This is a genomic window from Flavobacterium aquaticum (assembly GCF_003259835.1).
Taxonomy (GTDB): domain Bacteria; phylum Bacteroidota; class Bacteroidia; order Flavobacteriales; family Flavobacteriaceae; genus Flavobacterium; species Flavobacterium aquaticum.
Genome location: NZ_QLMI01000003.1, coordinates 155,573 through 171,094 on the forward strand (window position 1 = coordinate 155,573; position 15,522 = coordinate 171,094).

At 33.0% G+C, this 15,522-nt stretch carries 11 protein-coding genes; 7 read left to right on the forward strand and 4 right to left on the reverse strand.

The genetic code is table 11. The features are described from left to right. Nucleotides 1–265: 265 nt before the first annotated feature. Nucleotides 266–1,243 carry an SPFH domain-containing protein gene (locus B0I03_RS05810; RefSeq protein WP_111566521.1) on the reverse strand — a complete coding sequence of 326 codons (978 nt, stop codon included), beginning with the start codon at nt 1,241–1,243 and terminating at the stop codon, nt 266–268. Nucleotides 1,244–1,499: 256 nt separating this feature from the next. Here B0I03_RS05810 and B0I03_RS05815 point away from each other — a divergent pair, with 256 nt between their 5' ends. After that, the gene (locus tag B0I03_RS05815; RefSeq protein WP_111566522.1) at nt 1,500–2,147 is read left to right on the forward strand and encodes a PorT family protein; all 648 of its coding nucleotides are present in this window, start codon (nt 1,500–1,502) and stop codon (nt 2,145–2,147) included. A 35-nt stretch (nt 2,148–2,182) separates the two neighbouring features. Here B0I03_RS05815 and gltX read toward each other — a convergent pair whose 3' ends face one another. After that, nucleotides 2,183–3,679: a glutamate--tRNA ligase gene (gene gltX, locus B0I03_RS05820; protein ID WP_111566523.1), complete on the reverse strand. Its 1,497-nt coding sequence runs from the start codon at nt 3,677–3,679 to the stop codon at nt 2,183–2,185. Between the two features lie 176 nt (nt 3,680–3,855). On the opposite strand from gltX, the gene B0I03_RS05825 reads away from it, so the two are divergent. The 6 genes from B0I03_RS05825 to B0I03_RS05850 all read left to right on the forward strand — a co-directional run bounded on the left by B0I03_RS05825 (nt 3,856) and on the right by B0I03_RS05850 (nt 13,631). After that, complete coding sequence (locus B0I03_RS05825) at nt 3,856–7,170, forward strand: DUF4175 family protein (protein WP_181452353.1); 3,315 nt, start codon at nt 3,856–3,858, stop codon at nt 7,168–7,170. Continuing rightward, complete coding sequence (ybeY, locus tag B0I03_RS05830; protein ID WP_111566524.1) at nt 7,163–7,582, forward strand: rRNA maturation RNase YbeY; 420 nt, start codon at nt 7,163–7,165, stop codon at nt 7,580–7,582. Before B0I03_RS05825 ends, ybeY begins: the two co-directional genes overlap by 8 nt. A 56-nt stretch (nt 7,583–7,638) precedes the next feature. Next, nucleotides 7,639–9,510, forward strand: a complete 1,872-nt coding sequence (gene mnmG / locus B0I03_RS05835; RefSeq protein WP_111566525.1) for a tRNA uridine-5-carboxymethylaminomethyl(34) synthesis enzyme MnmG — start codon at nt 7,639–7,641, stop codon at nt 9,508–9,510. 103 nt (nt 9,511–9,613) lie between these two features. After that, nucleotides 9,614–10,462: a class I SAM-dependent methyltransferase gene (locus B0I03_RS05840; protein ID WP_111566526.1), complete on the forward strand. Its 849-nt coding sequence runs from the start codon at nt 9,614–9,616 to the stop codon at nt 10,460–10,462. 240 nt (nt 10,463–10,702) lie between these two features. Continuing rightward, nucleotides 10,703–11,278: an OmpH family outer membrane protein gene (locus B0I03_RS05845; protein WP_111566527.1), complete on the forward strand. Its 576-nt coding sequence runs from the start codon at nt 10,703–10,705 to the stop codon at nt 11,276–11,278. 76 nt (nt 11,279–11,354) lie between these two features. After that, complete coding sequence (locus B0I03_RS05850; protein WP_111566528.1) at nt 11,355–13,631, forward strand: helix-turn-helix domain-containing protein; 2,277 nt, start codon at nt 11,355–11,357, stop codon at nt 13,629–13,631. On the opposite strand, the gene B0I03_RS05855 is transcribed toward B0I03_RS05850, so the two are convergent. Next, nucleotides 13,620–14,294 carry an ABC transporter ATP-binding protein gene (locus tag B0I03_RS05855; protein WP_111566529.1) on the reverse strand — a complete coding sequence of 225 codons (675 nt, stop codon included), beginning with the start codon at nt 14,292–14,294 and terminating at the stop codon, nt 13,620–13,622. The two genes, B0I03_RS05850 and B0I03_RS05855, sit on opposite strands and share 12 nt — an antisense overlap. Before the next feature lie 3 nt (nt 14,295–14,297). Then, the gene (locus tag B0I03_RS05860; RefSeq protein ID WP_111566530.1) at nt 14,298–15,521 is read right to left on the reverse strand and encodes an ABC transporter permease; all 1,224 of its coding nucleotides are present in this window, start codon (nt 15,519–15,521) and stop codon (nt 14,298–14,300) included. Nucleotide 15,522: the final 1 nt, after the last annotated feature.

The window sequence follows — 15,522 nt, forward strand, 5'->3', positions numbered from 1 at the left end:
AAAAGTGACTTTCATAAATTAATTGTAAGAAAAAAACTTTTTTAACTAAAGTGTTTTTACATCTTTACTGTTGAAAGTGTCAGAAATCGCTTTATTTGAATTTTTGCTTAAAATCGAGGTGTTTTTTCTCTAATTTTCTCTTCTTGGATCGGCTTTTAAAAAATAATCACTGAAATTATAAATTTCTAACATTTGGTTATAAAAAAACCACCAATTAAAAATTGATGGTTTTCATTTTTGTCATGCTGAATTTATTTCAGCATCTTTATACTTCCTCTGAATTTTCAATTCCAAAATTTTCGTTTGAAGCATCTTTCTTATTTACCTTTTTCGTTTTGTGTGCATTTTTCATGGCTTCACCTACTTGGTTACTTGCTGTAAAACTTGCTACCATGTTGTTCAACATATCACTTCCCGCTTGAGGTGAGTTTGGTAATAAAATTAAATTACTATTTGCATCTGCACCAATCGCTTGTAAAGTATCGTAATGTTGCGTTACAACAATTAAAGCTGATGCTTCTTGAGAATTAATTCCCACCTTATTCAACACATCAACCGATTCTACTAAACCACGAGCAATTTCTCTTCTTTGGTCGGCAATACCTTGACCTTGAAGTCTTTTACTTTCTGCTTCTGCTTTTGCTTTTGCTACAATTCTGATTCTTCCAGCTTCTGCTTCGTATTCTGCAGCTGTTTTTTCACGGTCAGCCGCATTGATACGGTTCATCGCATTTTTAACTTGAATATCTGGATCAATATCAGTAATTAACGTATTGATGATGTCATATCCATAAGTAGTCATCGCTTCGTTTAACTCACGTTTTACAGCTACTGCAATATCATCTTTTCTTTCGAAAACGTCGTCTAATTTTAATTTTGGAACTTCAGCACGCACAACGTCAAATACATAAGACGTAATTTGATCGTGAGGATATTCTAATTTATAAAACGCCTCGTATGCTTTTTCTTGTAACACTTTGAACTGTACCGAAACTTTCATTTTAACGAATACGTTATCTTTCGTTTTGGTTTCGATGATGACATCTAATTGTTGAATTCTTAAATTAACGCGACCTGCAATTCGGTCTATAATTGGTATTTTCCAGTGCAGTCCAGAATTCCTTAAACTTAGAAATTTTCCAAAACGTTCCACAACAACAACAGTTTGTTGTTTTACAGTAAAGAATAATGAAAAGATAAAAAATAATCCAACGAAAATAATTGGAAACATAATAAACTCCATAATGTTTAGTTTTTAGATTTATAGTTATACGCTTTTTAAAGTAAAAAGTTACAAAAAATCATTTATTAAGTTTACTTTTGGCGCTTCTTTTTAATCTAAAAAGAAATTTAACCACATAGAAACATAGATTTTTTATATAGAATTTAAGGTATTTTATTTAAGATAGACAATATAGCTATGTAAAATGAAATCTATGGAAAACTTTAACTAGCGTAAAACCTATGTTTCTATGTGGTTTAATATTTAAAAATAGTATATGAGAAAATTAACTTTTATTATTTTATTGATTTCAACAGTTGCAATGGCGCAACGCGGTTTTAAAGACAGTAACCGAATAGGAATTGGCGCGGGTGTAACCCAATTAAATATTTATACCGATAATTTTACCGTAACACCAGAAATGGGCTGGATTGGTGGTTTCAGTGTTAGAGGAAACTATTATAACAACTGGCAAATGAGTTTTGGTATGTTTTTTACCGATAGTAATTTCTCTATTCCAACATTAAAAGGATTGCAACAAACACAAACTAGTTTTAAAATGTCGGCGGTTCAAATTTATATTGTTCCGAGTTATGTGGCAATTGAAGATCATTTGAATTTAGAATTTGGCCCAGTTTTACAAGTAAATGGAAAATTAGGAATTGATAAAGACGATGAAAATAATTTATTGTTAGATCAACCTGGTTTAATTGCCAAAGACATTGTAGATGTTTCAAAAATTAACGCTAATTTCTACGTAGGAATCAATGGTGGAATTAAAAATGTAAGAGCAAGAATTGGTTATCAATATGGTTTAACGAATTTCTTCGGCAACTTAAAAAACAACGATAACGTAAAGTTACTTGGTGAAAAAATGAAAGGAAATATTGGTTTGATTAGTGGTCAGATTACAATATATCTTTAACAAAAAACCCTCTGAATTTCAGAGGGTTTTCTTTTTTATAAACTAGCAATCGCTTTTTCAATTCTTTTGACCGTTTCGGCTTTTCCTATCATTTCGATAATGTCAAATAAATGTGGGCCTTTAAGCGCTCCTACTAAACTCAATCGCAATGGTTGCATTACTTTCCCCATTCCAATTTCGTTTGCTGTCATCCATTCTTTTAATAAGGTTTCAATGTTAACAGAAGTAAAATCTTCAATTTTGTTCAATTCTGAAATTACTTGTTGCATTAAACCTGGTGTTTCTTCTTTCCAGTTTTTAGCAGCTTTTTCATCGTATGATGTTGGTGCTTCAAAGAAATAATCCGCTAAATCCCAAAATTCATTCACGAAATGCGCTCTTTCTTTAATTAAAGAAACTACTTTTGTTAAATCAAGTGAAGTCGAGATTCCTTTTTTATCTAAAATCACTTTAAAGCTTTCTGCTAAACTTTCATCTGATTGCTTTTGCAAATATTGATGATTGAACCATTTGTTTTTCTCTGGATCAAACTTCGCTCCAGCTTTGTGAATTCTATTTAAATCGAATTTTTGTACCAATTCTTCTAATGAGAAAATCTCTTGTTCTGTTCCGTCATTCCAACCCAATAACGCTAAAAAGTTGATCACCGCTTCTGGGAAAAATCCGTTTTCTCTGTAACCTGATGAAATTCCTTCTTCTGTTTTCCACTCTAATGGAAAAACTGGGAATCCCATTTTATCACCATCACGTTTTGATAATTTCCCGTTTCCAATTGGTTTTAAAATCAAAGGTAAATGTGCAAATTCGGGTGCATTCCAACCAAAGGCTTTGTATAATAAATGATGTAAAGGCAAACTTGGCAACCATTCTTCCCCACGAATTACATGCGAAGTTTCCATCAAATGGTCATCTACAATATTTGCTAAATGGTACGTTGGCATTCCATCTGATTTGAACAATACTTTATCGTCTAATAAATTCGTATCAAATTTAATGTCACCACGAATGATGTCTTTCAATTCTAAAATTTCATTCACAGGTGTTTTAAAACGGATAACATAATGTTCGCCAGCAGCAATTCTTTCCGCGACTTTTTCACGTGAAACCGTCAACGAGTTATCTAATTGCTCTCTTACCGAATGATTGTAAATAAACGTTTTTCCATTGGTTTCTGCTTCTTTTCGCATTGCATCTAAACTCTCAGCCGTATCAAAAGCATAATATGCCCAACCTGAATTAATCAATTGGTCTGCATATTGTTGGTACATTGCTTTGCGTTCACTTTGACGATAAGGTCCAAATTTTTCATTCTTTCCAACGGTTTCATCTGGCGCAATTCCTAACCATTCTAAAGCTTCAAAAATATAAGCTTCTGCTCCTGGAACAAAACGCGTTTGATCGGTATCTTCAATTCGTAAATAGAAAGTACCACCATGTTTTTTGGCAAATAAATAATTGAATAAAGCGGTACGAACACCACCAATATGCAAAGGTCCAGTTGGACTAGGTGCAAATCTTACTCTTACTGACATTTCATTAAATTTTGTGCAAAGATACGATTCCAATTTAGAAGTTAGAATTTAGATTTTAGAAAATCATTAGGTTATTAACAATCCAAAACTACAAATCTTAAGTTTCACGAAAAACCTATTGACAATTCTAGGAAGATGTTGTATTTTTATCGGTTATAAACAATATATCAACAATCTTGGAAGCAAAAAGCATTATTTTCGATAAGCTGGAAGGGTTTATCAAGAAGTTTTACACCAACGAACTGATAAAAGGAGTCATTCTTTTCATCGGATTGGGCTTGTTGTATTTCATTTTTACCTTATTGATTGAATACTTTTTATGGTTATCCACATCTGGTAGAACCATTTTGTTTTGGTTGTTTGTAGGTGTAGAATCGTTTTTATTGATTCGATTTATCGCTTTTCCGTTGTTTAAATTATTCAAATTGCAGCAAGGAATCAATTATGAACAAGCTTCAGAAATCATCGGAAATCACTTTTCGGAAGTGCAAGACAAGTTGTTGAACTTTTTACAATTGGCAAACCAAAGTCAAACTTCGGAATTATTAGCAGCTTCAATCGAACAAAAAGCAGCTTCTTTACAACCGATTCCGTTTTCAAACGCGGTCAATTTCGCCAAGAACAAAAAGTTTTTGCCTTATGCGATTATTCCAATTCTATTATTGATTTTGTTCTTCGTTACTGGAAATTCAGAAATCATCTCCAATAGTTTTACTCGAGTTGTGAATTATGAAACGAAATTCGCTCCGCCTGCTCCATTTGAATTTGTGGTTTTGAATAAATCGTTAACCGCTCAACAGAATTCCGATTTTGTTTTGCAAGTCAAAACACAAGGAAAAGTGATGCCTGAAAATATTGCGATTCAAATTGGTGATGAAGAATATTTTTTACAAAGTACTAAGCCGGGAGTTTTTGAATATACGTTTTCCAAATTATCGAAAGATGTTACTTTTTCACTTCTAGCTAATGGATTGAATTCCAAAGAATATCAGATTAATGTTGTGGATGTTCCTACGATTGCCAACTTCGAAATGGTGTTGCAATATCCTTCTTATTTAGGTAAGAAATCGGAAATCATTCAAGGAACTGGAAATGCTGTAGTTCCTGAAGGAACAGTTGTGAACTGGAGAATTAACGCTTTGGCAACCGATAAGGTTAGTTTCAAATCGAATAATCAAGTAAGTGTTTTCGCTAATAAAGATAATAACTTTTCACTTTCAAGAAGAATTACCGATAATTTGAATTACGAAGTAATTACATCGAACAAAAACATCAATGAGTTCGAAAAATTGTCGTATCAAATCGCAACGATTAAAGATCAATATCCAACAATTTCAGTTCAAATTGCGCCTGATTCATTAAAGTTAAAATCAAAAATGATGATTGGGCAAGTTGCCGATGATCATGGTTTATCGAAGTTACAAGTTGTTTTTTATCCGAAAGGAAACCCAAACGCTGTTCGAAAAGCGAATTTAGCTATCAATAAACAAGCCGTTGACCAATTTATTTATTCATTTCCTAATGGTTTATCAATTGAACAAGGTATAAACTACGAATATTACTTTGAAGTGTTTGATAATGATGTAGTTAACAATTATAAAAGCACAAAATCTTCTGTTTTTATTCATTATGAGCTTACAGAAGAGCAAAAAGAAGACAAACAACTGCAAGAGCAGAATGAAAACATCAATAGTTTAGAAAAATCGCTTCAAAATCAAGAGAAGCAACTTTCTGAATTGGACAAACTGCAAAAGATGAATAAAGAGAAATCTACTTTAGATTTCAAAGATCAGAAGAAAGTAGAAGATTTTATCAATCGTCAAAAACAACAAGACGAAATGATGAAAGAATTCACTAAAAAGTTAACTGAGAATTTGGAGGAATTCAATCCGAAATCACAAGATAAAGACAAAGAAGAATTATTACGTCGTTTAGAAGAAGCCGAAAAACAAGCTGAGAAAAACGAAAAATTATTGAAAGAGTTAGAAGAACTTTCTAAGAAATTAGAGAAAGATAAATTATTTGATAAAGCCGATAAGTTAAAACAAAATGCTAAAAGCCAACAACAGAATTTAGAGCAATTAGTTGAATTAACGAAACGTTTTTACGTAGAACAAAAAGCGGAACAAATCGCTGATAAATTAGACAAGCTAGCTGAGAAGGAAGATAAATTAGCGGATGATGCTAAAGAAAATTCAAAGGAAAATCAGGATGCTATCAATAAAGAATTCGATAACATTCAAAAAGAGCTTCAAGAGTTGGACAAGGAGAATAAAGAATTGAAAGCTCCAATGAACATTCCTAATGATAAGAACGAACAAGAAGATGTGAAGAAAGATATGGAGAAAGCTTCTGAAGAATTACAAAAACAAAATCAACAGAAAGCAAAACCTAAGCAAAAATCTGCTGCTGCAAAGATGAAACAAATGAGTCAAAAAATGGCGCAATCTATGCAATCAGGTGACATGGAACAAATGCAAGAAGATGCTAAATTGTTGCGACAAATTTTAGATAATTTATTAGCTTTTTCTTTTGACGAAGAAGGTTTGATTAAGACTACAAATGCCACTCAAACGCGTTCTTTGCAATTGAATAAAGTTCTAAAAAAACAGCAAGATTTAAAATTACAATTTAAGCATGTTGATGATAGTTTGTTCGCTGTAGCTTTACGTAATCCAAAAATAACGGAAACTATCTTAAACGAAGTTGGTGAAATCCATTATAATTTAGATAAGACATTAGAAACTTTGGCTGATAATAATATTTCAAAAGGAGCTTCACATCAACAATATGTTCTAACTTCGGCTAACCGTTTGGCGGATTATCTTAGCAATGTTCAAAGCGAAATGAATATGGATATGCAAGGTCAGGGTTCTGGAAAAGGTAAGCCAAAACCTGGTGGCGGTAAAGGAATGCAGTTACCAGATATAATCAAGCAACAAGAAGGCTTGGGTGAAAAAATGAAAGACGGTATGAAACCCGGTGAAAAACCTGGAGATAAACCGGGTGAAAAATCGGGTCAAGGAAAACAAAAAGGACAATCAGGTGAGAACGGCGAAGAAGGTGAAAATGGTTCCGAAGGTAACGCAGGAAAAGTTCTTGAGATTTTAAAAGAGCAAAGACAATTGCGTGATGCTTTGCAAAAAGCTCTAGAGAAAGAAGGATTGACAGGTCAAGGTCAGAATGCCTTGAACCAAATGAAAGATATCGAGAAGCAATTAATCAATAAAGGTTTTAAAAATGAAACGTTGCAAAAGATGTTGAATTTAAAACACGAGCTTTTAAAATTAGAAAAAGCCATTCTGCAACAAGGAGAAGATACCAAGCGTCAGTCTAAAACTAATGATATGAATTATAACGGCACTACTACTCCACTTTCTAAGGAATTAAAAGATTATCTGAATAGTGTTGAAATATTAAACAGACAAAGCTTACCTTTGCAACCCAATTTTAACCAGAAGGTTCAAAACTATTTTAAAGGCAATGATTAGTTTTAATTACGAAACAGATTTCGAACTAGAAAACGAAGCGCAATACGAAGATTGGATTTCACGCATTATCGAATCCGAAGGATTCAACGAGGGTGAAATCAATTATATCTTTTGTGATGACGAATATCTGCATAAAATCAATGTAGAATACTTAGATCATGACACTTTAACTGATATTATTAGCTTTGATTACTCAGTAGGAAATGTATTACAGGGTGATATTTTCGTTTCTGTAGAACGCGTTCTAGATAATGCGAATGATTTTAATGTTTCTTTTGAGGAAGAATTAAAACGTGTTCTATCACATGGAGTTTTGCACTATTGTGGTTACAAAGATAAATCTCCAGAAGACGAAGCTTTGATGCGTTTTAAGGAAGAAGAAAAAATGCAAATGTTTCACGTGGAACATTAAGCTTATAAACTAGAATTTTTTTAAATGTTTCACGTGGAACATAATATTTATAGAAGATGTTTTTAAATCAATATGATGTAATTGTTGTGGGTGCTGGTCACGCCGGTTGTGAAGCTGCTGCTGCTGCTGCCAACATGGGGTGTTCTACTCTTTTGGTGACAATGAATCTTCAGAACATTGCACAGATGTCATGTAATCCTGCTATGGGAGGAATTGCAAAAGGACAAATTGTGCGTGAGATTGATGCCTTGGGTGGATATTCAGGAATTGTTTCAGACAAGACCGCAATCCAATTCAAGATGTTGAATAAGTCAAAAGGACCCGCTATGTGGTCGCCAAGAGTGCAATCGGACAGAATGCGTTTTTCGGAAGAATGGAGATCCATGCTGGAGAATACTCCGAACTTGGATTTTTACCAAGAAATGGTGGCTGGCATTTTGGCAGTGAATGGAAAGATTGTTGGAGTGAAAACTTCGCTTGGAGTGGAAATCAAAGCTAAGTCAGTTGTTTTGACAAATGGAACCTTTTTGAACGGTTTGATTCATATCGGTGACAAACAATTTGGTGGTGGTCGCGCAGGTGAAAGTGCTTCTTTTGGAATCACCGAAGATTTAGTGAAATTAGGTTTTGAATCAGGAAGAATGAAAACCGGAACGCCTCCACGTGTGGATGGTCGTTCTTTAGATTTTTCTAAAATGGTAGAACAACCTGGTGATGAAGTTCCAGAAAAGTTTTCATATTCTAATTTAACGGCTCCATTAAAAACACAACGTTCTTGTTGGATGTCATATACTTCATTAGAAGTGCACGATATTTTACGTGATGGTTTTGATAGAAGTCCAATGTTCAATGGAAGGATAAAAAGTTTAGGTCCTAGATATTGTCCATCTATTGAAGATAAGATTAATCGTTTTGCAGATAAAGAGCGTCATCAATTATTTGTTGAACCAGAAGGTTGGACAACTTGCGAATATTACATCAATGGTTTCTCAACTTCGTTACCAGAAGATATTCAGTTTAAAGCTTTACGTTCCGTAGCAGGATTTGAGAATGTGAAATTTTTCCGACCAGGTTATGCTATTGAATATGATTACTTCCCTCCTACGCAATTGCAACACACTTTGGAAACTAAATTAGTGGAAGGTTTGTATTTCGCAGGACAAATTAACGGAACAACAGGTTACGAAGAAGCGGCTTCTCAAGGTTTAATGGCAGGAATAAATGCAGCATTAAAAGTTCAAAATAGAGAACCATTTATTTTAAAAAGAGATGAGGCGTATATTGGAGTTTTAATTGACGACTTAATTACGAAAGGAACAGAAGAGCCTTATCGTATGTTCACTTCGCGTGCAGAGTACAGAACGTTATTGCGTCAAGATAATGCGGATTTCAGATTAACACCAAAAGCATACGAAATAGGTTTAGCTAAAGAAGAGCGTTTGATTCGTATGGAGCAAAAATTCTCTCAATCCGAAGCAATGGTAAATTTCTTCAGAGAAACAAGTTTAAAACCTGAAGAAGCAAATCCAATCTTGGAAGCTAAAGGTTCGGCTCCGATGAGTCAGCCTGATAAAATGTTTAAAGTCTTTTCTCGTCCGCAATTGGATTTGGAAGATTTTAGAAAATTTAAAAAAGTGGCTGCTTACATTGAACAACATGATTTAGATCAAGAAGTGGTTGAACAAGCCGAAATTCAAGTGAAATATTCTGGTTATATCGAAAAGGAAAAAAACAACGCAGATAAATTGACTCGTTTAGAAGACATGATAATTCCGGAAAATTTTAATTTCGATAAAATCCAATCGATTTCAATTGAAGCCAAACAAAAATTAAACAAAATACGACCACGAACTATCGCACAAGCTTCTCGTATTAGTGGAGTTTCGCCAAGTGATATTTCAGTGTTGCTGATATACATGGGAAGATAAGGAAGTGTTCAGTGTTCAGTTTTTATTATTCAGTAAAAAATGTTTCACGTGAAACAACGCTGTCAACCCCATTAAAATAAGCCTTTCGCATAAAAATAAAAAAATGAATTTTTTAGAAGATAAAAGTTTTATTACCGTTAAAGATTTTTCAGTTTCTGGAGAATCTTTTTCCTTGTTGTTAAATGAGGAATATCAAATCTTAAAAACGCATCCGCAACCTACTTTAGATAAATTAGGTTCGTATTACGAATTCGAAGATTATATTTCGCATACCGACGGAAAACGCACAATGTTTGAAAAGATGTATCATTTTATCAAAAGAAAAGCAATTCGTGATAAAGTGAAGTTATTAAATTCGTACCAACCAGTTAAAGGAAGAATTTTAGACATCGGAGCAGGAACTGGAGATTTTCTTTTGGAATGTAAAAATCAAAACTGGGATATTCTAGGAATTGAGCCAAACGATAAAGCTAAAGGAATTGCTTTAGGTAAAGGAATTAAATTTGGAAATACGATTGAAAAATTAGAAAGCAACTCTTTTGATGTGATTACCATGTGGCATGTTTTAGAACACGTTCCAGATGTCGAACATCAAGTAGCCGAATTGAAACGTCTATTGAAACCTTCTGGAACGATAATTATCGCCGTTCCAAATTTCAAATCGTATGATGCAAAATATTATAAAGAATTTTGGGCAGCTTATGATGTGCCAAGACATTTGTGGCATTTTTCAAAAACAGCAATCGAAAAACTATTCGACAAACAAAACATGAATCTTGAAGATATTAAACCAATGTGGTTTGATAGTTTTTATGTGTCACTTTTATCAGAAAAATATAAATCAGGTAAAATGAATTTCATTTCTGGTTTTTTTATCGGTTTGATCTCAAATGTGTCAGGATTCTTCAAAAAAGAGTTTTCATCGCATATTTACGTGCTAAAAAACAAGTAAAAATCATTTTAAAGCGATTTTAGACACTTTTTTATTCAATTTCATATATTTTGTTGTCTTTTTTTAAATGATTTATCTCGTTTAAATTATTAAAGCTGTTTTTAATAGCTTGAATCTATCAAATCCTAAAGTAGAAATAAGAAATTCTTATAATTAAAAAATAAATAAAAAAGCAACATATTTGCTACTTACCAACTTATTATTACTTTTACAAAAATTATTAATTACCAATTTACAACCATGAAAAAAATTGTATTGATTTTAGGAGTTGCATTAGGCGTTTTAGCGTGTAACAAAACAGAAACAAATTCTAAAGAATTCAAAACCGCATATATCAACACTGCTGAGATAATCGAGAAATATGAAAAATTCAAGGATGAAGATGCAAAATTCAATGTTAAATCTGAAGAATTAGGTCGTCCTCTTGAGGCTAAAGTAAGAGCTTTCCAAGCTGAAGCACAAAGTTTCCGTCAAAATGCACAAGCTAAAGGGCCTCAATGGGCTCAACAAAAAGGTGCAGAATTACAGCAAAGAGAACAACAATTAGGAATGGAGCAAAATGCTTTAATTCAACAATTACAACAAGAAGGAGCGGTTTTAAAAGATACTTTAATTAGTGAAGTAAAGAAATTCATCAAAGATTACGGAAAGAAAAAAGGATATGATTATATCTACGGAACAGGTGATGCTGCAACAGTTCTTTACGCTAAAGATGGTTATGATATTACAAAAGAAGTTTTAAAAGAACTTAACGACACTTACAAGTCAACTAAAAAAGATGACAAAGTAGCCACTAAGGAAGAAGAGAAAAAATAATTGAAAGTCCCGAGTCATCGGGACTTTTTTATTTCTAATCGTTTCTATATATTTGTTTTTTATAATTTTACGCCACATGGAACAAGTATCAGCCGCAGCCATTTACACTCTTCGATTTATTAATCAAACTAATAAATCCATATTCCTTACTGGAAAAGCAGGAACTGGAAAAACCACACTTTTAAAAGAAATTATCGCTACAACACATAAAAACACCGTTGTTGTGGCGCCTACAGGAATTGCCGCTTTGAACGCGAATGGAGTAACAATTCATTCTATGTTTCAGTTACCTTTTGCAGCTTTTATCCTTGATAATAAGCAACTTCCACATTTTTCCGATACTGTAAAATTCGAAAACAGAGATTCGCTTGGACGTCATTTCAAGATGAATAACGTGAAACGTTCCGTAATTCGAAATATGGAATTGTTAGTGATTGATGAAGTTTCCATGCTACGTGCCGATGTGTTGGATGCAATGGATTTTATGATGCGAAGAGTTCGTAGAAACGAAAGACCTTTTGGAGGAGTTCAAGTTCTTTTTATAGGAGATTTATTACAGTTACCGCCAGTGGTGAAAAATGAAGAATGGGATATGCTAAAGCATTATTATCGAGGCATGTTCTTTTTTCATTCGCACGTAATACAACAATTTCCACCTTTGTATATCGAATTAGACAAAATTTTTCGTCAAACTGATGCCGAATTTATTGATGTTTTGAATAATTTACGACACAATAAAATCACTTCTGAAGATGTGAAACTTTTAAATCAATTTGTACAACCTAATTTTGATCTGAAGAAGAACAAAGGTTTCATCATTTTAACTACGCATAATTCCAAAGCCGATACCATAAATGCTCAGTCTTTAAAAGATTTAGAAGGAAAACAATTCACTTATTTACCTGAAATTACCGATGATTTTCCTGAAAAAATATATCCATTAGAAGAGAAATTGCAGTTGAAAATCGGAGCACAAGTGATGTTTATTAAAAACGATTTGAATTTCGAAAAACAATTCTTCAACGGAAAAATGGGCGTTATCAGTTCGTTAACTGAAAAAGAAATCTTCGTTCACTTTCCCGAAGAAAATAAAACGATTGAAGTAGAACGCTACGAATGGCAAAATATTCGCTACAAAGTCAACGAAAATACTAAAGAAATTGAAGAAGAAGTCATCGGAACTTTTGTCCACTACCCTATCAAATTGGCTTGGGCGATTACCGTTCACAAAAGTCAAGGCTTAACTTTCGACAAAGCAGCGCTCGACGTATCGCAAGTTTTTGCGCCTGGACAAGCGTATGTGGCTTTATCGCGTTTACGTTCGTTAAAAGGGCTTATTTTGCTTTCTCCGTTGCGAATAAATGGCATTTCTAGCGATGAAGAAGTACTTAATTATGCCGAAAACAAAGCTTCTGAAGAAATCTTACAACATTCTTTAGCTAAAGAGACCCTGTTTTTTTGGCTGAATACATTACTTAATTCATTTGATTTCAAAGAATTAGGTCAAGAATGGCGCAATCATTTGTTTAGTTACAATTCCGAAGCACCAAAATCACCAAAAACGAAGCATAACGATTGGGCAAAAAACCAACACGATAAAATCGCCGAAATTTTAGAACCTTCAGGGAAATTTATGTCGCAATTGCATAAAATTTTTTTCGATGAAAATTTGGATGTCAATTTCGTAAAAGAGCGATGTGATGCAGCTTATCAATATTTTTTCAAAACGTTAGATACTGTTGCAGAAGAATTGTTGTTGAAAATCGAAGAAGTAAAACGGATTAAAAAAGTAAAAGCGTTTTATGACGAATTATTGGTTTTAGAAGAACTTCAAATCAAAGCGATTTTACAACTGAAAAAGGCAAAATTATTAACCAATATCATTGTCGAAGGAAAAGAAATTTCAAAGAAAAATTTAATTTCGGAAGACATGAGTACTTACAAAATCAATAAGTTGGTAGTTGTGGCAGAACGCTTTAGAACTTCGCACGCAGCTTTGGTGGAAGACGACGAAGACGTTTCGTATTACACCGATTCGAAGAAGAAAAAAACAAAAGAACCAAAGAAATCCACTATTGAAGATACCTTAGAATTGTGGAAACAAAACTTATCGATTTACGAAATTGCAAAACAGCGAAAACTTACACCACAAACCATTTACAACCATTTTACCAAGTTGATTCAAATGGAAATTGTACAACTTTCCGACATTTTACCAGAAGATAAAATTTCCGATTTAAAAGTCGCTTTCAAAGATTTTAAAGGTGAAAGTTTAGGCGAATTAAAAGAAATTCACGGCGATAAATTCTCCTGGGATGAATTGAGATTGTATAAAGCGAGTTTAAATAATTAGTCCATCTTTCATTTCAATAATTCGGTCACTTTTTTTTGCAAAATCATCATCATGTGTTACAGCAATGATGGTTTGGCCATAGTTTTGTGTTAATTCTTGAAAAATATCAAAAACAATGTTGGTGTTTTTACTGTCTAAATTTCCAGTAGGTTCGTCACCCATGATTAATAAGGGGTCGTTTATCAATGCACGAGCAATTGCTACACGCTGTTGTTGACCGCCCGAAAGTTTGTTGGCAGGTTTTAAAGCTTGATCTTCTAAGCCAAGAATTTTGAGTTTTTCGTATGCCTTTTCTTCAATTTCTTTTTCGGAATATTTACCAAGTTTAATTGCAGGAATCATAACGTTTTTTAAGCATGTAAACTCTGAAAGTAAGTAATGAAATTGAAAAACAAACCCAATTTTTTCATTTCGAATTGCCGCTAATTTATCAGTTGATAAACCCGTCATTAATTCGTTATCAATGAATAAATTTCCATTGTATTCTGTATCCATTGTTGATAAAACATACAATAACGTAGATTTTCCACTGCCCGATTTTCCAACCATTGAAAGAAATTCTCCCTTTTGAACTTCAAATGAAATATTTTTCAACACTTGAAATTCAATCGGGTCATAGAAATATTTATCTATATTTTCGGTTTTTAGAATAGTTTGTCGCATAATTTATTTTCTAAAAATGGTAACAGGATCAACTTGTGCGGCTTTTTTAGCCGGAATATAACCTGCGAAAAAAGTAATTACTAAACCAATAACAACGCCTTGCAAATATTTTGTCGGTTCATAATCAATAGGAAAATAACCAATATCACCACCAACATATACTTTTTTCAAGAAAGTTATTAAAACAGTAGCCATAATCATTCCGCCTATAACGCCCATGATTCCTATTGTTACCGCTTGTGTCACGAATATTCTAATGACATCTTTTCCATTAAAACCCATAGCTTTTAAAATAGCGATATCATTAATTTTTTGAGAAACCGTCATGTTTAAAATATTATAAATTCCGAAACCTGCGACTAACAAAATAGTTAAAGAAACAAAAGTGATAATCATTTTTCGCATTTTGTTGGCCGCCATAAAAGTTTCGTTGGCTTCTTTCCAACCTTCTGCTTTATAACCTGTTATATTTGAAATTTTTTCAGCTATTGCTTTTGCTTTTTCTGGATCAACAATATTTACGTTAATATCTGTAATGTAAGACGCTCCTTCTTTCAATAATTGTTGAGAACTGGCTAAATTTACATAGGAATTTGATTTATCAACTTTTGAATTATTGGTTTTAAAAATCCCAACAACTTTATACGTTTTGATGACACTTTTTGAGGAAGTTAAATTGATATTATCGCCAATTTTTGCATTCATTTTTTCTGCAATTCCGCTTCCAATGATAATTCCGTTTGGATTTGATTTTAATAAGTCGAAATTACCTTCAGCCATAAACGATTTGATGTTGTACATCACATTTGCTTCTTCAGGTTTGATGCCAATTGCTAATCCAGAGATTTGTGATTTCCCGTTATTGTAAAAAACATTAACGCTCACTTGAGGAGTCACCACAGTGACTTCGGGCTGTTTTAAAATGGTTTCAGAAATTAACTTCGGATTGATAATTGTATTGTTTGAAGGAACAATTTTTGGGTTAATAATCAAATAATTTTCATTGGAATTTTTAACCAAAACCTTACTTATTTCATCATCTTTATACACTCGAATATGCGATGTTGTTTTAAAAATGCTGGCGCTCGAACTCTTATCAAATCCAACCAACATGCTATTCATAAAAATATAAATAGACATTCCTAAAACCACACCGGCCGCTGCAACAGCTGTTAATTTTTTGTTGGAAATAATATACGTTTTTGCTATTTCTGTATTGATGTTCATG